Origin of the sequence: Imperialibacter sp. (assembly GCF_048007035.1) — a bacterium.
GTDB lineage: Bacteria > Bacteroidota > Bacteroidia > Cytophagales > Cyclobacteriaceae > Imperialibacter.
The window spans coordinates 4,416,659-4,441,794 of the sequence record NZ_CP180355.1; the positions used below are offsets into that span (position 1 = coordinate 4,416,659).

Genomic DNA, 25,136 nt, shown 5'->3' on the forward strand with positions numbered 1-25,136 from the left:
GACAAACAAGGGCAGAGGCAATTAGCTTCTGCCTTTGCTTTTACAAAGGGTTGTAGGTAATCAGGCGGAGGCTTTCTCCCTTTTTGAAATTTTGGCGATTTGACGGCAGTTCAAGAAATGCATTGGCATACAGCAAATTTGCCAGGTCACCCGACCCACCGCCTGACCGTGGCTGCGCCCAAAGCACTCCTTCCTTATCCAAATGAGTCTTCACCTGTAGAAAGTAGGTGAGGGGCGACGCAAAGTCAAAGTCTTCACTCAGCTTGGCATATTGTTCCGTTGGCACAATGCCCAGGCAGGCTTTTAGCCATGGTAGAAAATACCTGTGAAAGCACATAAATGTGGAAATAGGGTTGCCCGGAAACGCAAATACAAACTTTTTCTCTTCGATACGGCCAAACCAGAACGGCTTGCCTGGCTTTTGCGCTACTCTGTGAAATATTTTCTGCACCTGAAGTGACTCAAGTACTTCAGGCAGGTAATCGGCTTTCCCTTTTGACACACCACCACTCAGTAGCAACACATCATTCTGCTTCAGAATGTTGCCAAGTTGCTCTTGCAGGCTTTCTTTGTCGTCCTTGATATGGAAAATTTCCGGCTCCACTCCCCAGCTCTGGAGGGCAGCGGCAAGGGCCTGACTGTTGGAAGACCGTATCTGATAGGGCTCAGGGTGATCATCTACAGCCACTAGCTCATCGCCGGTGGCAATAACAGCCACCTTTGGCAGGCAGAACACCCTGGGCACGGCTGTACCCACAGTTGCCAGCACAGCGATTTCCGACGAACGAATGAGCGTACCGGCATCCAAAAGCTTGGTGCCTTTTTTCTGGTCCCTCCCTTCTTTGTGCACGTTTTGGCCTTCCCTGATTGGCTCAACAGCGAGCGTTGCCTGTCCGTTTGTGATCTCAATATCCTCATAGGGAACGACGGTATCGCAGCCGACGGGGAGCACAGCACCGGTCATTACTTCCAATGCTGCGTCAGGATTTTGAAGACTTTTTGCCTCTTCACCTGCCAGTTGTGTGCCTTCAATAGCGAATGTTCGAAGCCCTGTTTCGTAGGCTTTGTAGGCAAATGCGATGCCGTCCATCGTTACCCGGTCGAAGGGAGGGAAATTTCTGTCTGCAAAAATCTCCATGGCCAGCACCCTGCCCGACGCCTCCTGCAGGTTGACGTGCTCCTTTTTCAACCTGAGCTGAGTGGATAAAATAAGCGAGGTGGCTTCGTTAACTGAAATCATTGCTTAGAAGTACTTAGATCAACTGTCCAACTTTATTTTTTATCTTTAGCGAGTATTCTCTAACTGAATCCCAGACCAAAGTAAATGAACATTAAAGAAAAGGAACTTAGCCATGTAAACAAAGAGGGGCAGGCCGCCATGGTGGATGTGGGCGAAAAGAAGGTGACTCGAAGAATGGCTTCGGCAAGAGCCATTGTTGTGCTTCCTCAAGAGGTGATGTCCTTGTTGAAAGATGGAGAGCTCTGGGGAAAAAAGGGGCCTGTGATTCAAACGGCCATCATTGCCGGCACCATGGGGGCCAAAAGGACAGGGGAACTCATACCCATGTGTCATCCGTTAGGTCTGGAGAGTTGTTCATTTGATACCGAATGGAAGGGCAATGAGCTCACCATTCAGTGCACTACGAAGATTGAGAGTAAGACAGGTGTTGAAATGGAGGCTTTAACCGGGGCGTCGGTGGCGGCGCTCACGGTTTACGATATGTGCAAAGCTCTTTCGCACGACATTGTCATTAAAGAAATCAAACTACTGGAGAAGCGTGGAGGAAAAAACGATTTCAAAAGAGAAGCATAGCAAACATGCCAAGTTGGCCAAGCCAATGGGGGGAAGCTATCACCGCCAGGAATGGGCCATATTGGGAACTCCTTGCGGAGAAATCCGGAAGCTGGTTGGCAGCCTATGTGCTGCATTGGGTGAAAAATGGAAGCTGGCCTATCTTGATGAAGACCATAAGGCCTCAGAAGAAGAGCATAACAGTTCAATGCTGAGCGGGCATGCATTTCTGGAGGCAACCAATAAGATCAACTATTTTCGGTTCGACCACGCAACAGCCCCCACACCCTTTGAAGCAAAAGCTAGTTTCAATCCACTCGACGCTGTTTTTATCAATGGAAACCACTTTGCGGCCTCCAGACAAATTGTGGTGATAGATCCACGAAAGGATGTGGTAAAAAAGATAGACCGGCTGACCAATATTTCCCTTGTGCTGATGACGGAAGGGAAAACACAAATTCCGGAGGAGGTGCAGTCCCGAATGAACCCAGGCACGCCGGTTATTTCAATTGCCGACACGCAAAGGATTAACAACTGGGTGGCTTCGCAGCTCGAGCTTTCTGTTGCGCCCGTCAAGGGGCTTGTGCTGGCTGGTGGCAAAAGCCAGCGAATGGAGGCTGACAAAGGGCTCATTTTTTACCATGGAAAGCCACAACGGGAGTACATGTATGATTTGCTGAGTGCAGCAGGCATTCAGCCTCACCTTTCTATCAGAACCGATCAGACCTATTCTGTTTCCGAGGAGGCAAATACGGTGATGGATCGTTTTTTAGGTCTTGGGCCGTATGGCGCCATTTTGTCGGCTTTGATGAGCGACCCGAATGCAGCCTGGCTTACCGTAGCTTGCGACTTACCACTTTTGGGTAAGGAACACATCGACCTGTTGCTACAGTACCGAAACCCTTCAAAGGTAGCAACGGCTTTTTATAACCCCGAGACCGACTTCCCGGAACCATTGATCACCATTTGGGAACCAAAGGCCTACCAGGTTTTACTTAACTACCTTGCCCAGGGGTATTCATGCCCCAGAAAGGTTTTGATTAATGCGGATATTGAGTTGGTGAATGTGGTAGACCATGCATTTATGATGAACGCCAATACTCCAGACGAAAAAGACAAAGCGCTGAACCTTATTGCCGCCTCAGCCAAATTCAACTGAGCTGACTAAAAATGGCTTTAATGGCTATTTAAGGCACTACCTCAACAAAAATGATTTTTTTTCTCTCAAAGTGAAACAATTTCAATCAATTGTATGTATATACATATAAGTACAAACATTTAAATTAATACATACAATGGAAACACAAACTCTGACCCAATGGAACCTTGATACTATGCACTCTGAACTTCAGTTCAAGGTGAAGCACCTGGTCATTTCAACAGTAACCGGTTCATTCAAAAACTTCAATGTGGAGGTAGCCACAGAAGGCGACGATTTTACAACTGCACAAATAAAGCTGACAGCCGATGTGAGCACAATTGATACCGGCAATGAGCAAAGAGACGGACACCTCAAAAGCGACGACTTTTTTAATGCTGAGAAATTCCCTGCGTTGACTTTCGAAAGCACTGGCATCAAAAAAGTTGATGAGGAAAGCTTCATTCTTTCAGGAAACCTTACAATCCGTGACATTACCAAGCCAGTGGACTTGAATGTGGTGTTGGGAGGCATTGCAGTTGACCCATACGGCAATACTAAAGCAGGTTTTGAGGTAGAAGGGAAAGTGAACAGAAAGGAATTTGACCTCAAGTGGAATGGCGTAACCGAAGCTGGTAGTGTGGTGGTAGGCGATGTTGTTAAAATCCTGGGAAATATTCAGGTAGCAAAGGCACAGTAAGCATATTTCAACCAATCGTAGGCGAAAGTCTCTCATTAATGAGAGACTTTTTTGTTGATTTTTACAGCGAAAGGTACTCTTTTATCGAACTGGCTGGCTTTCTTTTCCCCCAGCTAATGCCTACATTCAAATTTGAGTTAGTTATTACTTAAGTGAATCGCCTGGTAAAAATTGTACTTATTTTCCTGATGGGAATAGTCCTGCTATTCCAGAGTGCTTGCCGTGACAAAGAATCACCCAAGGAAATGGGCAATCTTTGGCAAGCAATAGAAGAGGCGAAAGAGCTTAGCATTTTCGAGAATGCTATCGTCGTTGCCGGCCTTCAGCCTCTTTTTGAAGAACAAGGCCCCTACACGGTTTTTGCGCCCACCAACGAGGCAATGTTGACTTTTTTTGAAGAATTTGGCTTTACCGAAGGTCTTGCCAATTTAAGCCCTCAGGATTTACAGATAGTGGTACTGTATCATGTAGTCGATGACCGGTTATTCCTGAAGAATTTCGGAGAGGAGCTTGGCTACCCGACGTTATTCAATGGGTTTGAAGCACTTATAGCACGATTGAATAATGATGTGTCGATCAATGGTGTTTCAAATGTCATTGCTGGCGATTTTGAAGCTTCAAACGGCGTTCTTCATATAGTTGATCACACCTTTTTTATTAAAGCTTCTGATGGTTCTATCGGGATACCCGGTGCCGACGGCGGGGGTGTGGGAGGAAATAACCCTAACCGCAGGGGCCCTTGAGCTATTTCTTGATCAGGTATTTCTGAGCCAGTTGCCTCAGGAATTTTTTGCTTGTGCTGATTTCCGGGTCTGCATAAGTAAACTGCGAAAGCTCAGCAATCACACCGGGCAAATACCCAAGTTTAAGAGCTATTTTTTCACAAAACTCGATTTCGCTGGTGAAGACTTTGCCATCTACCTTCATTAACTGCACAATGTTCAGGAGGTAGTCGAGCCTGTCGTCTTCGTTGACGCCATCCAGTGTAGGCATTGGCTTTGGGTGATCAATCAGCGTTTCTATCTGATCCTTTGACAAGCCATTGAGCGCACCTATATAGTGAATCAGTTTTGATTCAGACGGGGCTACGTATTTATCTACCCTCGATAAATGAACCAAAACGCTTAGTTGATCAACAACATCCATAAAGCAAAGTTAAAAGTATCTGTACTCAGGCCAAAATGATAAAAAAGTAAAGCTATTTGGTTAGGTTGGATCAAACTAAAATTACAACTAATTCTTAATTTTCTACCTTTTGCCCTCAAAAAAATGCACATAGCTAAATCTAGTGGAGTGAGGATTTTCACTACAAACGGAGTTCGCTAAAGAATGAAAACTTATCCAGTTAGTTTTTCTCCTTCCTCAATCGCAAGAAAGATTTCTTTAAAAAATTCCCTGATGTCTTGCGGCGTAATTCTTCGGCTACTACATTAGCGTCCGTTATGACAAAAGCAAGCGCTCATATGATCTGGTGGTGGCACAATTCGACATTCGAATCGTGAACCGGTAGATTTTATGATCTTGAGAAAAGGGCCTGTTCACGCAGGCCCTTTTTTGTTGCACCATGAACCAAATTTTTATGTATCACATCAGGCAAACATCCAAAAAACTGCTGGCAGATACCCACACTCCAGTGAGTATTTATCTGAGACTGAGAGACAAGTACCCGAATACGTTTCTGCTTGAAAGCTCTGATTATCATGGACAGGAAAACAGCATGTCTTTTATCTGCTGCCAGCCCATGGCTTCTATGACGCTGAGAGGCAGGGAGTTTTCATCCGAATTTCCCGACAACAGCGTGGAGAACCATTCGTTAGGCGACGCCGGCAAACTTACCGAATTGATGAGCGCCTTCATGGGCAAGTTTGACATTAAAGAGGAGGCTGGTGTCAAGTTTTCTGTCGCAGGGTTGTTTGGCTACCTGGCCTACGATGCTGTACAACGGTTCGAGGACATTAAGTTCGACTCATCCAAAAAAGATCAATTCCATATTCCTGATATGCACTATTCGCTTTTCAGGTATGTGATTGCGATCGACCATTTCAAGAATGACCTGTTTATCGTTGAAAATCAGATCGACGGTCAGACTTCCAGCATCGATGAAATGGTGAGCCTGATCACTAGTCGCAATGTGCCTACTTTTCATTTTAGCATTAAGAACGGAGAGGAATCGAACTTTACAGATGCTGAGTTTTTGGAGATTGTAAAGAAAGGAATTCATCACTGCCAGGTGGGTGATGTGTTTCAAATCGTGCTTTCCCGCAGGTTTCAGTCTTCCTTCGAAGGCGATGAGTTTCAGGTGTATCGTGCTCTCCGCTCCATTAATCCTTCTCCTTATCTATTCTATTTTGACTACGGCAACTTCAAAATTTTCGGCTCCTCGCCTGAGGCACAGATAGTGATAAAAAACGGTGAAGCCACTATTTACCCTATTGCGGGCACTTTCCGAAGAACTGGTAACGACCAGTCGGATGCGGAGCTGGCCAAGAAGCTTTATGAAGACCCCAAAGAGGACTCTGAGCACGTGATGTTGGTTGATTTGGCGAGAAATGATTTGAGCAAAAGCAGCGACGCCGTGAAAGTTGAGACCTACAAAGAGATTCAATATTACTCTCACGTGATTCACCTGGTTTCGAAGGTGTCGGGTAAACTGAAGAAGGGCACTTCGCCGCTTGAAATGGTAGGCAGTACTTTCCCGGCGGGCACTTTGTCGGGTGCGCCAAAGCACATGGCCATGCAACTGATTGATAAGTACGAGGCTGTAAAAAGGGGATACTACGGTGGAGCAATCGGCTACCTGGGGCTCAATGGTGACTTCAATCATGCCATCATGATCCGGTCCTTTCTCAGCCAGGACAACACGTTGTTCTACCAGGCGGGGGCGGGAATTGTGGCCAAGTCGACGCCGGAAAGTGAAGTGCAGGAGGTGTATAATAAATTGGCGGCATTAAAATCAGCGCTGGAGTTGGCGCAGCAAATATGAAGATTCTGGTATTAGACAATTACGATTCATTCACCTATAACCTGGTTCACATACTAGTGGAACTTGGGTATGGTGACACCACTGATGTGTTCAGAAATGATAAAATTAACCTGGAAGAGGTAGAGAAATACGATAAGATACTGCTATCTCCTGGCCCTGGTCTGCCAAAGGACGCCGGCATTATGCCAGAGCTTTTGAAGAAATACTCGCCAACGAAAAGCATTCTGGGCGTTTGTCTGGGGCACCAAGCCATTGGCGAAGCCTTCGGAGGGGAGCTGTTCAACATGCCGGTTGTGTTGCACGGCGTAGCGAACGACACCATCAGAACCGGTGTAGAGGATGCCCTGTTCGAAGGGTTGCCTGATAGTTTTAGGGTGTGCCGGTACCACTCATGGTCGGTGGTGGCAGAAAACCTGCCGGCAGAATTGCTGGTGACGTCAAAGGATGCGGAGGGAAATATTATGTCGATGCGGCACAAAAAGTATAGCGTAAGAGGCGTGCAGTTTCACCCTGAGTCGATTCTGACTGAGCATGGCAAACAAATGATTAATAACTGGGTAACAAAATGTTAGTGCAATGAAGGAAGTACTGAACGAACTATTCGAGTATAAATCGCTGACAAAGGAACGGGCCAGGGAAATACTGGTGAACCTTGCCAAAGGCGAATACAACCCATCGCAAATGGCTGCTTTTCTTACTGTCTTCATGATGCGGTCGATTACGGTAGAAGAGCTCGAGGGATTCCGTGACGCTATGCTTGAGCTTTGCATAGCGCTCGACCTTAAAAAATACGACGCCATTGACCTGTGTGGAACAGGAGGCGATGGTAAGGATACGTTCAACATCTCCACTCTGGCCTCTTTTGTAGTGGCCGGAGCGGGCCAGAATGTGGCCAAACATGGCAACAATGGCGTTTCATCCATCTGCGGCTCGTCGAACCTGCTGGCCTATTTTGGCTACGAGTTCACTAACGACAAGGACAAGATTGAGAAGAGTATTGCCGAAAGTGGTATTTGCTTTTTGCATGCACCCCTCTTTCATCCGGCCATGAAGAACATAGCCCCGATTAGGAAGGAGCTGGGCGTGAAAACCTTCTTCAACATGCTTGGCCCCATGGTAAACCCGGCTTTTCCCGACAAGCAGCTTGTCGGTGTTTTTAGCCTGGAATTAGCCCGGCTTTACGGCTACCTCTATCAGCGGTCGGGCAAGGAGTTTGTCATCCTTCATTCTCTGGATGGATACGACGAAGTGTCGCTAACCGGTGGGTTTAAAATGATCACCAACCAGGGAGAGAAGGTGCTTTACCCCGAAGACCTTGGTTTGTCGACCGTGAAGGCGATTGAACTAAAGGGTGGCGAGACAATTGAAGAGTCGGCAGCCATCTTTCTGAAGGTGATCAAAGGCGAGGGAACCAGGGCTCAGACAGAGGCCGTTTTGGCCAATGCCGGGCTGGCACTTTATGTAGGTAGGCAGCTAAGTTCTGTGAAGGAAGGAGTGCAAATGGCCAAAGAATCTCTTGAATCTGGCAGGGCTTTCCAAACATTCAGAAACTTAGTTGGCGATTCAAAGATATCTGTAAGTATTTCATAATTTTGTAAGCAATGGAGAATATCCTGGATAAGATTCTTGCCGTAAAAAAGCAGGAAGTAGAGCGACGAAAAGAGCTGTTTCCAGCTAAATTACTGGAAGAGAGCATCTACTTTCCTTCGCCCACTGTGTCGATGAAAAAGTACCTGCTTCGCCCCGATAAATCTGGCATCATCGCCGAAATCAAAAGAAAGTCCCCTTCGAAAGGAGTCATCAATCCCAACGTCTCCGTGGAGCGCATTTCCATAGGGTATATGCAAGCTGGCGCAAGTGGGCTTTCGATCCTTACGGATACTGAATTCTTTGGAGGTAAAAATGAGGACCTGACCACGGCCAGAAACTTCAACTTTTGCCCCATTCTCCGCAAGGACTTTATCATCGATGAATATCAAATCATTGAAGCTAAATCAATTGGCGCTGACGTGATACTGCTGATAGCTGCTGCCTTACCACCAAAACGACTAAAAGGCCTGGCTCAGTTTGCTAAGTCGCTAGGGCTGGAGGTGCTGATGGAAGTGCACAATGAGGAAGAGTTGCTGAACAATATTCATCCCGAACTGGATATAGTAGGAGTGAACAATCGTGATCTGAAGCGCTTCGTTACCGATATAAATATCAGCAAGGAACTAGTGGCAAAAATTCCTGAAGACTATGTGAAGATTTCCGAGAGCGGCATAAGTGATCCGGCCGTTATGCTCGAATTAAAAGAATGTGGCTTTGAAGGCTTCCTGATCGGTGAGCAATTTATGAAAGAAAGCAGGCCTGAGGTGGGTGCGAAGCATTTTATCGAGCGCTTTCATTTTCTGGAGAAAACCAAAACCCAAACGGTTTAATACATATGGCTAACCAACGTCTGCAGTTGAAAGTGTGCGGGATGAAATTTCCTGACAACATTAAAAGGTTGAAAGAAGTGGAACCTGATTTCATGGGGATGATTTTTTTCTCAAAATCTCCCCGGTTCGTTGGTAGCGAATTGTTATTTACTGGCACAAGCATATTTCCTCCGGGCGCAAAAAAGGTAGGGGTGTTTGTGAATGCCCCTCTTTGGGATATTGTGAAAGTGGTGGAGGAATACAAGCTGGAGTATGTGCAGCTTCATGGCGAAGAGTTTCCGCAGTATTGTGTCGAGCTGAGGAAGAAAGGAATGAAGGTGATCAAGGCCTTTCAGGTGAGCAATTCCTTCGATTTTAAGAAAGTGGAGGCGTTTGAGGGGTGTATCGACTATGCTCTTTTTGACACCAAAACGCCTAACTACGGAGGGTCGGGCGAGAAATTTGACTGGACTCTGCTCAATTCCTACAAGCTAAGCATTCCCTTTTTTCTAAGCGGCGGCATTAGTCTGGAGGATATAGATGAGATAGAGCAGCTAGACTTACCCAAGCTGTTCGGAATTGACGTGAACAGCAGGTTTGAAGTGTCGCCAGGATTGAAAGACATCGATAAGCTGCTGGAATTGAAGAAGAGAATGGGAAAAATGAAAAAGGAGACGATCTGATGGAACAAACAATATCCAAATATGCAGTGGATGAGCAGGGGTACTATGGAAAGTTTGGAGGTGCCTTCATTCCTGAGATGCTCTATCCAAATGTAGAAGAGCTGAAGGAAAAATACCTCGACATTATTTATGCTCCGGAATTTCAGGAAGCCTTCCACGGGCTTTTGAAAGACTATGTAGGAAGACCGACACCGCTTTACTTTGCAAGCCGTTTGTCGGAAAAGCATGGTGCGAAAATTTATCTGAAGCGGGAAGACTTGTGCCATACGGGCGCTCACAAGGTGAACAACACGGTTGGGCAGATCTTGCTCGCTCAACGACTAGGTAAGAAAAAGATCATAGCGGAAACAGGTGCCGGTCAACACGGAGTGGCTACCGCTACTGTGTGTGCCCTCATGGGCATGGAGTGCATCGTGTACATGGGCGAGGTGGACATGGCCAGGCAGAGGCCCAATGTAGAACGCATGAGGATACTTGGTGCCGAAGTGCGTCCGGCCAAGTCAGGCAGCCGCACCCTGAAAGACGCCACCAATGAAGCCATGCGCCACTGGATCAACAATCCGAACGAAACACATTATATCATTGGTAGTGTAGTAGGCCCGCACCCGTATCCTGACATGGTGGCTCGCTTTCAGTCGGTGATTAGTGCAGAGATGAGAGAGCAGCTTTTGCTCAAGGAAGGAACTGAAACCCCCGATTACGTCGTTGCCTGTGTAGGCGGCGGCTCTAACGCTGCTGGTGCATTTTATCACTTTCTCGATGAGCCTAACGTGCAACTGGTGGCTGTGGAGGCAGCCGGGCACGGAGTTGATTCGGGCAAGTCTGCTGCTACAACGGCTTTGGGACGAGATGGTGTTTTGCATGGCAGCCGCACGATACTGATGCAAACTGAAGATGGGCAGGTAGTGGAGCCACATTCAATATCCGCCGGCCTCGACTACCCTGGCATTGGACCTTTGCACGCCCATTTGTTTGATAGTAAGCGTGGTATATTCCTGAATGCTACCGACGAAGAGGCCATGGTGGCTGGCGTTGAGTTAAGCAGGCTGGAAGGCATTATTCCTGCCATTGAATCAGCCCATGCAATTGCGGCGCTGGGAAAGCTGACATTTAAACTTTCCGATGTGGTGGTGCTTAATCTTTCAGGCCGTGGCGACAAAGACCTGGAGACGTATATTAAGTGGGGGGAGTATTAAGGAGACGGAAGCTGGAAGACGGGAGACGGGAGACAGGAGAGCAGGCGTCGGTACGATAGCGCTGCCTTTCTGCGTCGGCAATCGTCAGACGCTCGAAAGGCTTAAAGGGAGACGGAAGTTTGAAGACGGGAGACAGAAGACGGGAGACAGAAGCTGGAAGACCGGAGGTGGAGGACGGAAGGTAGGAAGCTTGCCCGACTACTGGCGGGACGGAAGTAGGTGTCGGTACGGCAGCGCTGGAAATAGTGCTGGCAGCCGTCAGTCGCCCGGGCAAACGGAAGCTGGAGTTGGGATCGTCAGCAGCCGGGGCAATAATCTTTGTGCCTTCGTGGCAGCTGAAGTGAAAAGGTGAAAGTTTAAGAGTATAGAATCGGGAGAGGTTAGAAGTCAGTAGATTGAGGATCGAAGTACGCTTTGCGTCTTAGCGCCTTTGTGTGAAACCTCCTTTGCGTGAAAGTGGTAATTGTTAAAACGGAAATAACATGAGTGAAATAATTGAAGCAAATAGAATAGACACCCTTTTTACCGAAAAGGCAGATCATATATTGTCGATGTATTTTACTGCTGGCTATCCGAGCCTTGGTGACACCAGAAAAATTATGAAGGCACTTCAAGAGGGTGGTGCCGATGTGATTGAGGTAGGCATTCCCTTTTCAGATCCCGTGGCCGATGGCCCTACCATCCAAAAAAGCAACCAGCAGGCGCTTGAGAACGGCATGAACATGAAGCTGCTTTTCGATCAGTTGGAGGGCATGCGTTCTGAAATCGATTTACCTGTTTTATTGATGGGCTACTTTAATCCCGTGATGCAATACGGATTGGAGAAGTTTTGCGCCAGGTGTCAGGAAATAGGCATTGACGGACTTATCTTACCTGACCTGCCAGTATACGAATACCGAAAGTTTTACAAAGAAACCTTCACCAAATACGGCCTGCACAATATCTATCTCATTACACCGCAAACATCGGAAGAGAGGATTCGTGAAATTGATGAGCATACTGAGGGCTTTATTTATATGGTTTCCTCTGCCAGCACTACTGGCGCCAAAGGGGCCGTGAGTGAGGTGCAGGAGGCGTATTTTGCCCGGATTCAGATGCTCAGGCTGAAGAACCCACGGTTGATTGGCTTTGGTATTTCCAACAACGAAACGTTTGAAAGAGCCTGCAGGTATGCCAGTGGCGCCATTATTGGCAGCGCCTTCATTGACCTGCTGGAGAAGTCGGATAATATGGAGAAGGACATCAAACAGTTTGTGAAAGGAATAAAAGGAAATTGATGACTAGAATAGTTAAGGCATTTCGGAACCGGCAAAAAATCCTTTGTTTCACCCCAACCCTGAAGGGAGCCAAAGGATTTTTGTGCCTCAGTTCCACCAGCTGGTGTGTATCGGTAGATGCTCTAAATTTTTCAAATTAGTCTCTGCACGTTTTATGTCGTTGATAACAAAAAAGAACTTTTAAGAAACACCCTGTTATGATTATCCAACTCGATCCGGCCATTTCGGAAGAAGCGAAGGCTAAGATTACCGATACCCTTGGTCAATTGAAGTTCAAAGGCACCGAAGTGAAAACCCAGATGGGCGACTACCTTGTATGCATTGGGAAAACCAATATTGACATCAGACAGCTCGGCTTTCTACCAGGCATAATCGACATCCACAAGGTGTCGGACGACTACAAACTTGTGTCCCGAAAATGGAAAGTTAATTCAACCAAAATCGACCTTGGCGATGGTGTTGTGATCGGCGATGGTAGCTTTTCCATCATGGCTGGGCCTTGCAGCATCGAAGGAGAGGAGAACGTTAGGGCGACCATCAAGCACCTGAAGGAGAACGGGGTGAACATCATGAGGGGTGGCGTTTTCAAACCGAGAAGCTCTCCTTATTCATTCCGTGGCATGGGTATTGATGGCCTGAAGATGTGGTATAATATTGCCAGAGAGGAAGGCATCAAGATTGTGACTGAGGTAATGCAGGTGTCGCAGATTGAAGAGATGTATCCTTATGTGGATGTGTTTCAGGTTGGTGCCAGAAATACGCAGAACTTCAATTTGCTGGACGAGCTTGGCAAGGTAGATAAAGCCGTTATGATCAAAAGAGGCATCTCTGGCACCATAGAAGAGCTTTTGTATTCTGCTGAGTATGTATTCTCTGGTGGAAACGAAAAGCTGATCCTTTGCGAGAGAGGTATAAGAACCTACGAAAAGGCCAGCCGCAATACGCTTGATTTGAATGCTGTGCCGATTTTGAAAGACAAGACGCATTTGCCTGTGGTCGTCGACCCTTCCCATGGCATTGGTATCCGTGATTATGTCGACAGCATGTCGCTGGCAGCTGTGATGGCCGGGGCTGACGGTGTGATCTTTGAAATACATCCATTGCCTGAAAAAGCAGCCAGTGATGGGCAGCAAACGCTTGACTTCCAGCAGTCAGCAGCACTCATTAGGAAGATGAAGAAGACCTATACATTGAGGGAAGAGTTTGAGATGGCGGTTTGAATATAAGGTCTTTGAGTCACTATGCTGCCTCCAAATCCTCGTCATTTCGAGGGAGGAACGATCGAGAAATCCCCAAGGCCTAGCTGTAGGTCTGGGGGATTTCTCCGTTACACTACGAAATGACGATGCCCTGGCAGGCGATAGCTGTAGCTGATTGCCGTCGTGAACTTTAGTTTTTTTAAACCCTCCCCATATAAGGATCCGATATGCTATCCGCTCCGGTTTCGAGTCTACCGGCAAAGCGTACTTTCAGGTTAGGGTCATTGGGGCTTGTTACCGAAAAGTCGTACCAGCCCTTGCTTGATGCAGTATTGAGTGTTACACTTTCCAAACCATCAGCTTTTAGCTTTAGCTCTTTTTCCAGGTGCTGGTATTTGTCGTCTTTGAGCTCCAATTTTAAACCACCTTTGCTTCTGTTTATGATGGAAACTTTCAGCTTCCCATTAACTTTTCCCCCAGTCATTTCCGGGATACAAGTTACGTCTACACCATTCCCTTCATTGCCAGCAAACTCCCTGAAAAAGCCGTTTGGGCCATACACTCTCAGGTGATATTGCCCATCCTCGAAGTTATCCAATGGCCACTGGTACTCGATTTCGTCGCCAGCTTTAACGGCAAAAGCCCATGTTTTAACCTGTTCAAAGGTATTTGTCGCTCGATTGCGATACTTGCCGGGCGCATATACATTGAATGGCGCTCCCAAAGAGCTTTCACCAAAAAGGCCCTTTCCCGCTTTGAAGCGAATGCGGAAATGCTTGCTGTCGTGGGTCAAATTGCCCGTAACATGCAATTCGTAGCCCAGCGCATTGGAAGGTTTGGTGCCAGGCTCCTGTTTTGGGAGCTGTGTCGTCAACATCCTGGTATCTGCTTTGAGGGGTTTGAAGTTGTTGGGCAAGCCTTTGAAGCTGGCGTTGTAGATTTCCTGCATGTGCCTGTCCCTGTCAAGCGAGGCTGGCATGTCAACCTGCTCGCCATTATATGGCCTGAACACCGAGGTAAGGTCGCCACTGATGGCCCTTCGCCACGAGCTGATATTAGGCTCTTCGATTTTCTTACCCGTCTTTTTGGAAAGGAATTTTTCCATGAACATGATGGTAGACGTGATATCACACACTTCTGAATTCACCCATCCACCCCGAGACCATGGTGAGGCCACAATAAGCGGCACACGGTAACCCAAACCTACCGGACTAGTCCTTGCCTCCTTTTCCTCAAAGCCAGCTTTTATCTCTTCATCTACGGTCACGTACTCACCATCGGTTTTCAAGCCATCTGAGATTTTCCCATCATTTGGATCGGCTGGGTTGGGTGCTACAAAAGGTGGGATGTGGTCGAAATAGCCATCGTTTTCGTCGTAGTTGAGGATGAAAATTGTCTTTTTCCATACTTCGGGATTCTCGGTGAGGATGTCCATTATCTCAGACACATACCAGGCGCCATACCACGGAGCACTTGGGTGGTCGGAGAATTTCTGAGGCGCTGCCAGCCAGGAAACTGTGGGCAGTTTGCCTTCTTTTACGTCTTTTCGGAACTGATGCAGAATGTCTCCCTTGGGCACTTTAGTAGAGCGTTCTACGCCATTGTCGGAGTAGGTCATGTCTTCTACCTTGTGGTAGTCGGGGTCACCAATATTGGTCGTGAAGGCCTTGTTGTGCAGGTTTTTCTCCCGCTCCGAAAGCTTTTCGAAAGCTTCGGGACTCCATTGCTGCAGGAGATCGTTTACCTGAACAATTCCTTGCTTTGTTGCATCAATCTGCCCCTGCAACTTGACTTTATCTGTGCCAGGAGCATTCAGTTGTTTTTCCAGGGCAGCCAGCTCGCCAGGCAATTCTTTTTCTTTCGTCTTCAAATAATCATGAAAACCTTTGCTATAACGCACGCCATACTGGGTAAACCACTCCAGGTTATTGTCGGTGAAGTTGGCAAGCAACGAGTCGTCCTCCACATTGGTAGGCAGGCTGATTTCGTTTTGGTAGACCTTCCACGAAATGCCATTGTCTTCCAGTCTTTCAGGGAAGGTTGTCCAGCTGGCCTCCCTGTCATAGGTCACTTCCCCATTCCGCACTTTGGCCTTGTCCCCTGGCTCGCCGTGTGTTTTACCAGTCCAGTGATAGCTGCGGTTGGTGGTGGTGCCGGTAAGAGCGGCGCAGAAGTGCTGGTCGCAAACAGTAAATGCGTCAGCTAAAGAATAGTAAAATGGAATGTCTTCCCGGGTATAGTAACCCATGGTAAGAGGAATGTGCTTGTAGTCTTTGTTGCCGGGTCTTTTTGCTTCTATCCAGCCATCATATTTACCATTGTTGCGGGCGTCGACCTGGTCTTCCCAGGAGTGAGGTACGCCGCCCATCCAGGTAGCTTTGGTGTCTTTCATGTCGAGGCGGAAAGGGGCGAACCTGTTGCCGGCACTGTCTGGCTGAAACCATACAGGATTTTTGTCTGGCAGCGAAATAGCGAGGGGATCGTTGAAACCACGCACCCCTTTGAGCATACCAAAGCAGTGGTCGAACGACCGGTTTTCCTGCATGAGCAGCACCACATGCTCGGCATCGTAAAAAGTAGTGCCGGGATCAGGTGAAATGGCCAAGGCCTTTTCAATCGAAATGGGCAGTGTGCTCCAAACGCTGGTGCCACCAGCCAGAAGGGCCGCTTTTTTCAGGAACTCTCTTCTCGAATCGCTCATAAATATTGTTTTCAGACAGGTTAGGCCAGCGTAAACACGCTCCGGGTGCAATAATATCGACCGGGCTTGCCAAATGAGTTGACGCAGCCATTATGTGTTCTTTAATAACATACGAATATGTTAACATAAAGGAAATACCCCAAATGGTTTTGCAGGCAGATGTCGAAAGCATGGCCGAAGGTTGGTTGTTTTCTCCATCCATCCTTTTGCCGGTTGAGTTATCGGAGATTGGTTAATACCTTTCCTTCGTTAAACATACAGGTATGATCTCCGAAAAGCACATCAAATACGTTCTCATTTTTGCCGTGAGTATTGCCACCCTGTCCGGCAGTCTCGCACAAAAATTCCCCTCCGATAAATTTCAAAACCTCAAAATCAGGAATGTCGGCCCTGCCAACATGAGCGGACGGATCACCGCCATTGCTGCTGTGGCCGACACGCCCACAAAGGTCATTTACGTAGGCGCTGCCTCTGGAGGCGTTTGGAAATCTGAGAATGGCGGCACTGCCTGGGAAAGCATTTTTGATGACAATCCTACTGTGAATATTGGCGCTATTGCCGTGCAGCAGAGCAACCCCAGTGTGGTGTGGGTGGGTACCGGTGAAGGCAATCCCCGCAACTCGATGAACCTCGGGCTTGGCCTTTTCAAATCGTTGGATGCGGGTAAAACATGGAAAAGAGTAGGGCTGGAAAACTCCAAAACGATTCATAGGATTATCGTTGATCCTACTGACGGAAACACGGTATATGTAGGTGTTATGGGCGATCCGTTTACGCCACATACCGAACGGGGCTTGTACAAGACAACAGACGGTGGCCTTACCTGGAAGAAAATCCTTTATACCAACGACAAGTCTGGTGTTGCCGATCTGGTGATGGATCCAACTAACCCAAACAAGCTGCTTGCTGCCATGTATGAGCATCGGCGCACGCCCTACAGCTTCACGTCAGGTGGTCCAGGGTCTGGACTGTATATGACTTATAATGGTGGTGAGACCTGGAAGAGGCTGAGTGAAAAAGAAGGACTACCTGCGGGTGAGCTGGGTAGGATAGGATTGGCCATTGCCCCGAGTAACCCGGATCGGATTTATGCCAAAGTGGAGGCTACCAAAAATGCGCTTTATCGCAGCGACGACGGCGGCTTGTCGTGGAAGATGATCAACGATAATCCCAGGTTCACCAACAACAGGCCGTTCTACTTTCAGGAACTGGCTGTGGACACCAAGGATCCGAACAGGCTCTACAACATCTACCAGCCACTGCATGTGAGTTACGATGGCGGCGTGTCTTTCGATCCGGTGCCGATGATCCCCGCTGACGAGACCAAGGGCATCCACGCCGACTTCCATGCCTTTTGGGTAGACCCCAACGATCCCACTTTCTTTATCATTGGTGGCGATGGAGGCATTGGCATCACCCACGACCATGGCAAAGCCTGGTATTTCCCTGAAACAATCCCCGTGGCACAGTTTTATCATATCAATGTGGATGAGGACATGCCCTTCAATGTGTACGGTGGTATGCAGGACAATGGCAACTGGTCAGGTCCTGGTTATGTATGGAAGCGGGGCGGTATTCGCACACTCTACTGGCAGTATTTGGTCGGTGGCGATGGCTTTATCATACAGCCTGATTCGGTGGACTCACGGTTTGGCTACGGCACGTCACAAAACGGCGAGCTCTATCGCTATGACAAGCTGACGGGCTATTACCAGCACATACAACCCAAGGCACCGAACATGAACACCCGCCTGCGCTACAACTGGAACGCTGGTTTTACGCAGGATCCAAACAACAACGACGTGGCCTACCACGGAAGCCAGTTTGTGCACAAAACCACCGACAAGGGAAAAACCTGGACGATAATTTCGCCTGACCTCACCACCAATAACCCCGATCACCAAAAGCAGGACTACGGCGGACTCACCATTGATGCTTCCGGGGCGGAGATTTACAATTCGATCATAAGTCTGGCTGTGAGCTACCTTGACAAGAATGTGATCTGGGCCGGGTCTGACGATGGACTTGTGCATTTGACCAAAGACGGAGGCAAAACCTGGACGAATGTCACTGCCAATATCAAAGGCCTTCCAAAACAGGCGTGGCTTGCTCAGATGCAAACATCGCCCCACAAAGCAGGTGAAGTGTGGCTGGTGGCCAATAACTATCGCCAGGGTGACTATGCACCTTACTTGTTTCGCACGCAGGACTATGGAAAAACCTGGGTACGTATGGCTGACGCCAGTCAGGTAAAAGGGTATGCGTTGTCGGTGATGCCCGACAGCAAAGAGCCAAAGCTTGTGTTTCTGGGGACTGAAAATGGTCTGTGGATCAGTATCGATGAAGGAAAAACCTGGGAGCAATTCAAAAACGGGTTCCCCTCTGTATCGACGATGGATATGACTATTCAGCAACGGGAATCGGCGCTGATTGTGGGCACCTTTGGTCGGGCCATTTGGGTGCTGGATGACCTGTTGTCGCTGCGAGAATTAGCCAAAGGCAAGCTGGATCAGCAGCCGCTGACAGCTTTGCCAGTCAACGACGCCGTGCAGGTAAAGGGCTTGTTCATCAATCCTCCCGGCAATATCTGGACGGGCTTTTATACTACTTTCGAAGGCGCTAATAAGCCATTTCAAAAAGTGGAGATTCCGTTTTTTGTCAAAGACAACAAGGCAGGAGACAACGCCATGGCTGAGGTGTACAATGCCGACAACCAGCTGATCCAAACAGTAAACACCGACAGTGTGGTGGCTGGGCTCAACTACCTTACCTGGAAGCTCGACGAGCAAATGGCCCGACTGCCGGGTGCGTGGGTAGGAGAGGGCTCACGGGATATTCCTGTGCTGCCCGGTGACTATAAAATCGTGGTCAAGTATGACGATGCCAGTTCAGAAACGGCGGTGAAGGTGATTCCTGATCCTCGTTTCGAGTACAACGAGGAGGTGGACAAGGCTGTGTATACTTTAAGCAAACGCCTGAATGTTTCTACTGAAAAGCTTTCCAGTGCCATGGCCAGGTTGCAAGCGAGCGACAAAACGATAGAACATGTGCTAACCCAGGCGAAAGCGGTCGCAGCCAAAGAAGTTGTGACGGCCTCCGAAGCCATACAGCAAAAAATCAAAACACTGAATGACATGGCCCGTGCCCCTCGCCCCGACAAGCAGGTGGGCGCCTGGCAGTCGTTTGCCGTAACGGCAACATCAAAGATGAGTGATGCTGCTCAGGCGCTGAGAGGCCGACTTTTTGTGCCTACCAGCCAGGACGTGAAGGTAATCGAAGAGGCCGAGCAGTTGGTTGGGGACTTTGTGAAAGCGGTGGATAGTTTCTACGCTACCGAATGGCCTGCCTACAAAAAGCAGGTGGAGGAGGCGAAGCTGAACTGGTTTAGGGAGTAGAGCTTGATGTAGTCCGGGTTTCAAACCCGGTGATAGGGCTTCCGGTTTCTCCAGATGGATTGCAAATCCGGAAGAGCTGACGATAATTATTTACGAAGGTTACTGATGAAATCCTGAGTGTCAACATACTCCCCTGTTTTTGCTTCATCAATGAGATATGCCATTGCCAAATCCTCAGCATCTTGGTTGGTCAGTATCCTGGCTTTGATGCCTAATTTGTTTGCTAATTGGAGCAGTAATTCAATGTCAGAGTCAGAAGCGCTTGATAGAATAGCTGTTTTCATGCTTTCGATATTTTCATAAAGATCATCAATCTCAATATCTTTTCAAATGTTCCGATTGCGGATCAGTGCTTTTACACTTTATATTGGCCTGCCTACAAAAAGCGGGTGGAGGAAGCGGAGCTGAGTTGGTTTAGGGAGTGATGCCAGGGGATATACAGTTGTAAGCTGAATGAGGATAAAAAGTTCTTGTCTATCGAGTTTTCAAGATGCCTGACTGCGATACCCGAATTTATTTCCCTGGCTGCAAAGTGTTGTATTTACGGACGAAACAACCTTTCATCAAAGGGAAATTTTTCCCGAGCGGTTATTTTAATTTTTGAGAATTCAGAGTGGAATGGATTTATAAGGATGTTGTGATCACCCCTTGTTACGACAGAAGGAATTTTCAGTAGGCAGTGCTTATTCGCATTCACGAAATCATCGCCATATTTCTGGGTATTTTTATTGTGAGGAAATTGATTCCACCTTGAAGGAAGGTCATTGACTTGTAAAGTTATTATTGAGGTGTTATCTGGAATAAATATGGTGAGCATATAGTAATCGTCCGGAATTGTTGCCAATGAAAAGTGGACGGCCACTTCGGCCATTGCCAAAGATCTATTACTGGCAGTATAAATTATTTCGGTACCAATACTATTCCATCTGGCTCCTTTGATTGCTGCTCCTTTTCCTGACAGGTCTGAAATGTATTTTAGCCTGGATAATCTGAATACTTCCATTAGACAAGAATGCCGTGATCAATTCTTGTTAATTCCGCCAAAACCAAATCTTTGCCATAAGAATCCCGCAAAAGCTCAATTGGCTTCAAATTACCCAAAGAATAATTTTCCGTAGTCAACCAGCGTTTTAGTTTTTCCAAGTCACCAAATACTTCAACGCCAGTATCGAGCACCTCAGCCATCCCAAATATTTTCTCGGTATACAAGGGTTTGAACCTGGTTTTTTCGGCTTTGTAACGTTGTAAAGACTTGTAGGAGATGTTCAAAAACCCAGACCAATCATGTAGGGAAAATGGGCTCTGACTCTGAATTAAATTGAAAATAGAATAGGGTAGGCCACTTCTTATAGCGAAAACCAGAAAAATTTTGCTTTTCAGAAAATCGCTATAATCTATTTCGTTTGGGATACTAATGTGTTCATATGCCGCAGTATCTTTAAGAAAAGACGTGAGTTCTTTGGACAGCTGCTTTTCAATGTTTGCTACTTCCATGGCTAGGACATTTGTCTGTAAAAATAACTTATTTGTCCTAATAACGAAAAAATTGTTTGATTAGTTTGTAAGGAAGTGCCACCTTCTCGTTTCTTAACCTTCCCGGGCGGGCAGCCGTTTCTTCCGATAGCTCCCGAAACTCAAACAAAGAACATTGAACTGCCCATTCCTTTCAACCGTTTCGGCATTGACCATTCTAAATACTATTTTAGTCGGCTACTAGCGATTTTTAAATTTTAGCACGATGCCCTTACGATTTTCAAGATCCTTTTTGCATTTCAAACTCGCCCTGGTTTTGGCGGTATTTGCCCATCAGGTTTCCTTCGCTCAAAGCTCCGGGCAAGCCCTGACAAGCCACGTCAATCCTTTTTTGGGAACGGACTTTTTCGGGCACACTTTTCCCGGCCCGGCCCTTCCCTATGGGATGGTTCATTTGAGTCCGGATGTGGGAACCGACGGATGGACGTATTGTGCTGGTTATATCTATCAATCCAAGTCAATTATTGGATTCAGCCACACTCACTGGAGTGGTGTGGGCATGGTGAATGGCGGTGAGGTGATGCTTATGCCCACAGTGGGCAATATGCTGCAGGTACTCCCAGGCACAGAGGAAAACCCGGACAGCGGCTACCGATCCCGCTATTCACATCAAGAGGAGGAAGCATCACCTGGTTATTATTCCGTCATGCTCAAAGACTACGATGTGAAGGTGGAACTGACCACCACCCGGCGTGTCGGGCTGCATCGCTATACTTTCCCCAAGGCAGAAAACTCCAGGGTGATACTGGACCTGGGGCATCAGATAGGAAGTGCTTATTCCGAGGAAAATTCGGAATTGAGTATAGTCAATAACAACCGGATACAAGGAGTGAAAACGACCCAGCAGGGCAAGTTGTATTTTGTCGCTGAATTCAGTAAGCCGTTTCTATACTACGGTACCTTCGATGCTAATTATGTGACGCCTGAGTCGGGGGCCAGTATTTTTCCTTATAAAAGTGGGGAAGCCGGTAAGAAAATTGGGGCCTTTGTGCAGTTTGAAACCAACGATAAGGAACAAATCCTTGTGAAAGTGGGGATTTCCTATGTCGACGTGGCAGGAGCAAGGAAGAACCTGGAAGCTGAAATCCCCGATTGGGATTTTGAAGAGGTGAGAAAGGAGGCCAGTCAGGTTTGGGAAAAGGAACTTTCTACCATTCAAATTGATGGCGCTTCCGACAATCAAAAGCAGGTTTTCTATTCAGCTCTCTATCGCTCGTTCTTGTCGCAATACATATCCCAGGACGTAGATGGCAGGTACCGGGGATCTGACGGGAAAATACATGTAGCCAAAGGCTTCGATTTTTACGGTTCTTTTTCGTGCTGGGATACCTATCGTTCGCAACATCCTTTGCTGACCTTAACTGCACCGGAGCACGTCAATGATTTTATCCGGTCGATTGAAGCCAAGGTAGACAATTTTGGGTGGCTACCCGCCCAGCATTTTCAGGGTGTTTTTAAGGAGTCGATGGTGGGCGACCATCTGATTCCGGTCATTGTGGATGCGTATATGAAAGGCTACCGTGATTACGACATCAAAAAGCTGTACGCTGCCATGCGCACCAAAGCGTTGCAAAACCCTCAGCCTCCCGTGCCTGAATACATGGGAAGAGCAGGTTTGGCGTATTACCTGGAGCTGGGCTACACACCTGTCGACCGGGTGACCGAAGCCGTGCCGAATACCCTGGAGCTTGCCTACGACGACTGGTGTATTGCGCAGCTGGCTCAGGAGCTCGGCAAGCAGGACGACTACAAGCTGTTTATGAAACGTGCCGGGAACTATGCCAAACTATGGGACAAGGAAACGCAGTTTATGCGCCCCAGGAAAGCGGATGGAACATGGCTTGAGCCTCTGGGTAACCATGAACAGGAAATTGAGGAATACGAGGGCCACCATTACTACAAATATTTTGATCCGTTGCTGGTGGGGCGTCGCCCCAACCGGCACTACACAGAATCCAACGCCTGGCAGTACGTTTGGTCGGTGCAGCACGACCCTCAGGGGTTGATCGATCTCTTTGGCGGCAACAAAGCGTTTGCCAAAAAGCTGGACACGTTTTTTGAGATGAGCCCACTGATTACGCCTCCGAAATACGTGGGTGTGGTGGGCACCATTGGCCAGTATGTGCACGGCAATCAACCCTCGCACCATGTGGCCTATTTGTACAATTACGCAGGCCAGCCCTGGAAAACGCAAGAGCGGGTTAGGCAGATTTGCGAAGAGCTGTATCGGCCCGGCCCGGGTGGCTTGTGCGGCAACGAAGACATGGGCTCATTGTCATCCTGGTATGTGCTCAGCTCCCTGGGTATTTATGCCGTCACGCCCGGCTCCACCAATTATGTGATTGGCAGCCCATTGTTTGGGGAGGCCACCCTTCAGCTCGCTGGAAATAAAACCTTTGCCATCAAAGCACTCAACAATTCTAAAGACAATAAGTACATTCAGTCGGCCACGTTAAATGGTGCTGCTTTCAACCGCACCTGGATCACCCAGGATGAAATCACAGCGGGCGGTGAGCTCATCTTCAGGATGGGGCCTACCCCCAATGAGAAATGGGGAACGGGACGAGGCGCAGCGCCAGCTTCGATGTCGGTAGGGAATTGAAGTCAGGAGGGTAAATTTCAAAGGGACGACTATAGTAGTAGGAATGTGGAGATACAATCGCCTGACTCATCATGTCCTCCCGGGCGGGCCGCCGTTTTCGCTAGCACTCAAACGAGGACGTTAGGGGCTTTGTCCCCATCTTTTTACGTATCATTTACAATCATTTTACAAATGAAACGGCTGCATCGGCTGTCATGCCTGTAGTTTTGAGTTATCATTTTCATTAAAACCAAATTCGCTATGAATTTCATGCTACTAACCCTTTTGTATGGTCTGCTTCATTTCTTTGCTGGCGATCAGCCTTCAGCATATTCACCGTCAGCTGAAACAAAGATGGTTGAACCAACCAAAGAGGCCGAAGCCACCAACATCATTCTCCAATCAAAAGATGGCGGGCAGACGTGGCAGGATATCAGCCACGGTTTGCCTGAACTGGAAGAGCGTATTGGCTTTTTTGCCGGTGAGTCGGAGGTCTATTTAAGTACCAACGGTGTATTGTATCGCAGTAAGACTCATCTTAAAACGCCTGTTTGGGAAAAGGAGAATGTTCCTGAGCTAAAAAGCACTTCCATTACTTTCAATCAATCCGGGGTGATGGCCTACAGTAATGATGGTCACATTTATCAAAAAAAGCCCTTATCAGACACATGGTCGCCGATATATACAAGTCTTATAACGCATTCGGTAGCAACTATCTTTGAAACGTCTGATGGGACGGTATTTATGGGTACAGGCAAGAGTCTTTCCAAATCTACCGACAAAGCACAAAGCTGGAAGCCAGTCCAAAAAGGCTGGGTTGATAATATCGTCGAGTCAGAAGGTGTTCTATTGGCTACTGGTCAACAGGGGATCATGCGCTCGACCGACAATGGTGACACCTGGGAATGGGTCATCAGCGAGGGGGGCGTAGGCATAGCTGTCGAACGTGTCGATGGTGGATTTGCAGCGATAGCCTACAACGCACGAACTCAATCCAGAAGGATACATACTTCATTTGATGGCGGAAAAGCCTGGCAAGCCATTGATGAAGGACTTCAGCCGTCGAAGAACATTTCATCTGTTAAACAACTGGGCAACTATTTATTCGTGGGTCATCCGGATGGTATATTCCGTTCATCCGACATGGGTAACACATGGCAGCGTGTTCACGCAGGTTTTGGTAACCCGCTATATGCTTCACTGAAATTCGCCTTGTGGACGCCGGCAGCACCTGTTGAGAAAGTGTTTAAACTCTATGTTTCCGGCAATGTACTCTACGCTGTGGCGGTATCTCCCGGCTGCTGAGTAAACCGCCCTACAAATCAAATCCTGCAACTGCTTGCGGGATTTTTTTGTGCTGATGAATGAGCAAGGTTCGGCAAAGTGAGTGGCTGTGGCTACGGCGACTGTATTTGTGTTATACGGAGTCAGAGAAGTAGTGCGTCGTGAGCTTATCGTTCGACCATTTACTCGATTTTAATTTCGACTAAATGTATTGTAGTTTTGTCACTAGATTTTGAATCTCTGTGACTCTAAATTTCGAGTCCCTAAAGAAAACA

Annotated in this window: 22 protein-coding genes; 16 read left to right on the plus strand and 6 right to left on the minus strand. The window is 47.7% G+C overall.

The genetic code is table 11. The features are described from left to right. Positions 1 to 40 precede the first annotated feature (40 nt). Positions 41 to 1,240, minus strand: a complete 1,200-nt coding sequence (locus tag ACMVP2_RS19065; RefSeq protein WP_339786029.1) for a molybdopterin molybdotransferase MoeA — start codon at positions 1,238 to 1,240, stop codon at positions 41 to 43. 84 nt (positions 1,241 to 1,324) lie between these two features. Between ACMVP2_RS19065 and moaC the strand changes: the two genes are divergently transcribed. The 4 genes from moaC (at position 1,325) to ACMVP2_RS19085 (ending at position 4,373) form a co-directional block, all read left to right on the plus strand. Next, the gene (gene moaC / locus ACMVP2_RS19070; RefSeq protein WP_339786026.1) at positions 1,325 to 1,813 is read left to right on the plus strand and encodes a cyclic pyranopterin monophosphate synthase MoaC; all 489 of its coding nucleotides are present in this window, start codon (positions 1,325 to 1,327) and stop codon (positions 1,811 to 1,813) included. After that, the gene (locus ACMVP2_RS19075) at positions 1,779 to 2,951 is read left to right on the plus strand and encodes an NTP transferase domain-containing protein (protein WP_416864657.1); all 1,173 of its coding nucleotides are present in this window, start codon (positions 1,779 to 1,781) and stop codon (positions 2,949 to 2,951) included. The genes moaC and ACMVP2_RS19075 overlap by 35 nt, the downstream gene beginning before the upstream one ends. A 136-nt stretch (positions 2,952 to 3,087) precedes the next feature. After that, positions 3,088 to 3,630 (plus strand): YceI family protein, encoded by a 543-nt coding sequence (locus tag ACMVP2_RS19080; protein ID WP_339786020.1) that lies wholly within the window; start codon positions 3,088 to 3,090, stop codon positions 3,628 to 3,630. A 188-nt stretch (positions 3,631 to 3,818) separates the two neighbouring features. After that, a complete protein-coding gene (locus ACMVP2_RS19085) occupies positions 3,819 to 4,373 on the plus strand; it encodes a fasciclin domain-containing protein (protein WP_339786018.1) in 555 nt (184 codons plus the stop codon). Position 4,374: 1 nt separating this feature from the next. Here the strand turns inward: ACMVP2_RS19085 and ACMVP2_RS19090 are convergent, their stop codons facing one another. Further along, on the minus strand, positions 4,375 to 4,776 hold the full coding sequence (locus ACMVP2_RS19090) for a TerB family tellurite resistance protein (protein WP_339786015.1): 402 nt from the start codon (positions 4,774 to 4,776) through the stop codon (positions 4,375 to 4,377). Between the two features lie 433 nt (positions 4,777 to 5,209). On the opposite strand from ACMVP2_RS19090, the gene ACMVP2_RS19095 reads away from it, so the two are divergent. The 9 genes from ACMVP2_RS19095 (at position 5,210) to ACMVP2_RS19135 (ending at position 13,388) form a co-directional block, all read left to right on the plus strand. Next, the gene (locus ACMVP2_RS19095) at positions 5,210 to 6,613 is read left to right on the plus strand and encodes an anthranilate synthase component I family protein (protein WP_416864658.1); all 1,404 of its coding nucleotides are present in this window, start codon (positions 5,210 to 5,212) and stop codon (positions 6,611 to 6,613) included. Then, complete coding sequence (locus ACMVP2_RS19100) at positions 6,610 to 7,185, plus strand: anthranilate synthase component II (protein WP_416864659.1); 576 nt, start codon at positions 6,610 to 6,612, stop codon at positions 7,183 to 7,185. The genes ACMVP2_RS19095 and ACMVP2_RS19100 overlap by 4 nt, the downstream gene beginning before the upstream one ends. Before the next feature lie 4 nt (positions 7,186 to 7,189). Further along, complete coding sequence (trpD, locus tag ACMVP2_RS19105; protein ID WP_339786006.1) at positions 7,190 to 8,203, plus strand: anthranilate phosphoribosyltransferase; 1,014 nt, start codon at positions 7,190 to 7,192, stop codon at positions 8,201 to 8,203. Positions 8,204 to 8,214: 11 nt separating this feature from the next. Continuing rightward, positions 8,215 to 9,033, plus strand: a complete 819-nt coding sequence (trpC, locus tag ACMVP2_RS19110) for an indole-3-glycerol phosphate synthase TrpC (protein WP_339786004.1) — start codon at positions 8,215 to 8,217, stop codon at positions 9,031 to 9,033. A 5-nt stretch (positions 9,034 to 9,038) separates the two neighbouring features. After that, positions 9,039 to 9,695 carry a phosphoribosylanthranilate isomerase gene (locus ACMVP2_RS19115; RefSeq protein WP_339786002.1) on the plus strand — a complete coding sequence of 219 codons (657 nt, stop codon included), beginning with the start codon at positions 9,039 to 9,041 and terminating at the stop codon, positions 9,693 to 9,695. Next, positions 9,695 to 10,891, plus strand: a complete 1,197-nt coding sequence (trpB, locus tag ACMVP2_RS19120; RefSeq protein WP_416864660.1) for a tryptophan synthase subunit beta — start codon at positions 9,695 to 9,697, stop codon at positions 10,889 to 10,891. The genes ACMVP2_RS19115 and trpB overlap by 1 nt, the downstream gene beginning before the upstream one ends. Then, on the plus strand, positions 10,845 to 11,243 hold the full coding sequence (locus ACMVP2_RS19125) for a hypothetical protein (protein ID WP_416864661.1): 399 nt from the start codon (positions 10,845 to 10,847) through the stop codon (positions 11,241 to 11,243). The genes trpB and ACMVP2_RS19125 overlap by 47 nt, the downstream gene beginning before the upstream one ends. Positions 11,244 to 11,373: 130 nt before the next feature. Beyond that, entirely contained in the window at positions 11,374 to 12,168 is a 795-nt protein-coding gene (gene trpA, locus ACMVP2_RS19130; RefSeq protein WP_416864662.1) for a tryptophan synthase subunit alpha, read from the plus strand. A 197-nt stretch (positions 12,169 to 12,365) separates the two neighbouring features. Beyond that, a complete protein-coding gene (locus ACMVP2_RS19135) occupies positions 12,366 to 13,388 on the plus strand; it encodes a bifunctional 3-deoxy-7-phosphoheptulonate synthase/chorismate mutase (RefSeq protein ID WP_416864663.1) in 1,023 nt (340 codons plus the stop codon). 178 nt (positions 13,389 to 13,566) lie between these two features. On the opposite strand, the gene ACMVP2_RS19140 is transcribed toward ACMVP2_RS19135, so the two are convergent. Continuing rightward, on the minus strand, positions 13,567 to 16,068 hold the full coding sequence (locus ACMVP2_RS19140) for a phosphocholine-specific phospholipase C (RefSeq protein WP_339785988.1): 2,502 nt from the start codon (positions 16,066 to 16,068) through the stop codon (positions 13,567 to 13,569). Positions 16,069 to 16,331: 263 nt separating this feature from the next. On the opposite strand from ACMVP2_RS19140, the gene ACMVP2_RS19145 reads away from it, so the two are divergent. Continuing rightward, positions 16,332 to 19,463: a VPS10 domain-containing protein gene (locus tag ACMVP2_RS19145; protein ID WP_416864664.1), complete on the plus strand. Its 3,132-nt coding sequence runs from the start codon at positions 16,332 to 16,334 to the stop codon at positions 19,461 to 19,463. 86 nt (positions 19,464 to 19,549) lie between these two features. Here ACMVP2_RS19145 and ACMVP2_RS19150 read toward each other — a convergent pair whose 3' ends face one another. The 3 genes from ACMVP2_RS19150 to ACMVP2_RS19160 form a co-directional block, all read right to left on the minus strand. Then, the gene (locus tag ACMVP2_RS19150; protein ID WP_416864665.1) at positions 19,550 to 19,747 is read right to left on the minus strand and encodes a hypothetical protein; all 198 of its coding nucleotides are present in this window, start codon (positions 19,745 to 19,747) and stop codon (positions 19,550 to 19,552) included. Positions 19,748 to 20,004: 257 nt separating this feature from the next. After that, complete coding sequence (locus tag ACMVP2_RS19155) at positions 20,005 to 20,466, minus strand: RES family NAD+ phosphorylase (protein WP_416864666.1); 462 nt, start codon at positions 20,464 to 20,466, stop codon at positions 20,005 to 20,007. Beyond that, complete coding sequence (locus ACMVP2_RS19160; protein WP_151999178.1) at positions 20,466 to 20,957, minus strand: antitoxin Xre/MbcA/ParS toxin-binding domain-containing protein; 492 nt, start codon at positions 20,955 to 20,957, stop codon at positions 20,466 to 20,468. Before ACMVP2_RS19160 ends, ACMVP2_RS19155 begins: the two co-directional genes overlap by 1 nt. A gap of 244 nt (positions 20,958 to 21,201) precedes the next feature. On the opposite strand from ACMVP2_RS19160, the gene ACMVP2_RS19165 reads away from it, so the two are divergent. Both ACMVP2_RS19165 and ACMVP2_RS19170 read left to right on the plus strand, forming a co-directional pair. After that, a complete protein-coding gene (locus ACMVP2_RS19165) occupies positions 21,202 to 23,598 on the plus strand; it encodes a GH92 family glycosyl hydrolase (RefSeq protein WP_416864667.1) in 2,397 nt (798 codons plus the stop codon). Positions 23,599 to 23,838: 240 nt separating this feature from the next. Continuing rightward, positions 23,839 to 24,882, plus strand: a complete 1,044-nt coding sequence (locus ACMVP2_RS19170) for a WD40/YVTN/BNR-like repeat-containing protein (protein ID WP_416864668.1) — start codon at positions 23,839 to 23,841, stop codon at positions 24,880 to 24,882. Positions 24,883 to 25,136 lie beyond the last annotated feature (254 nt).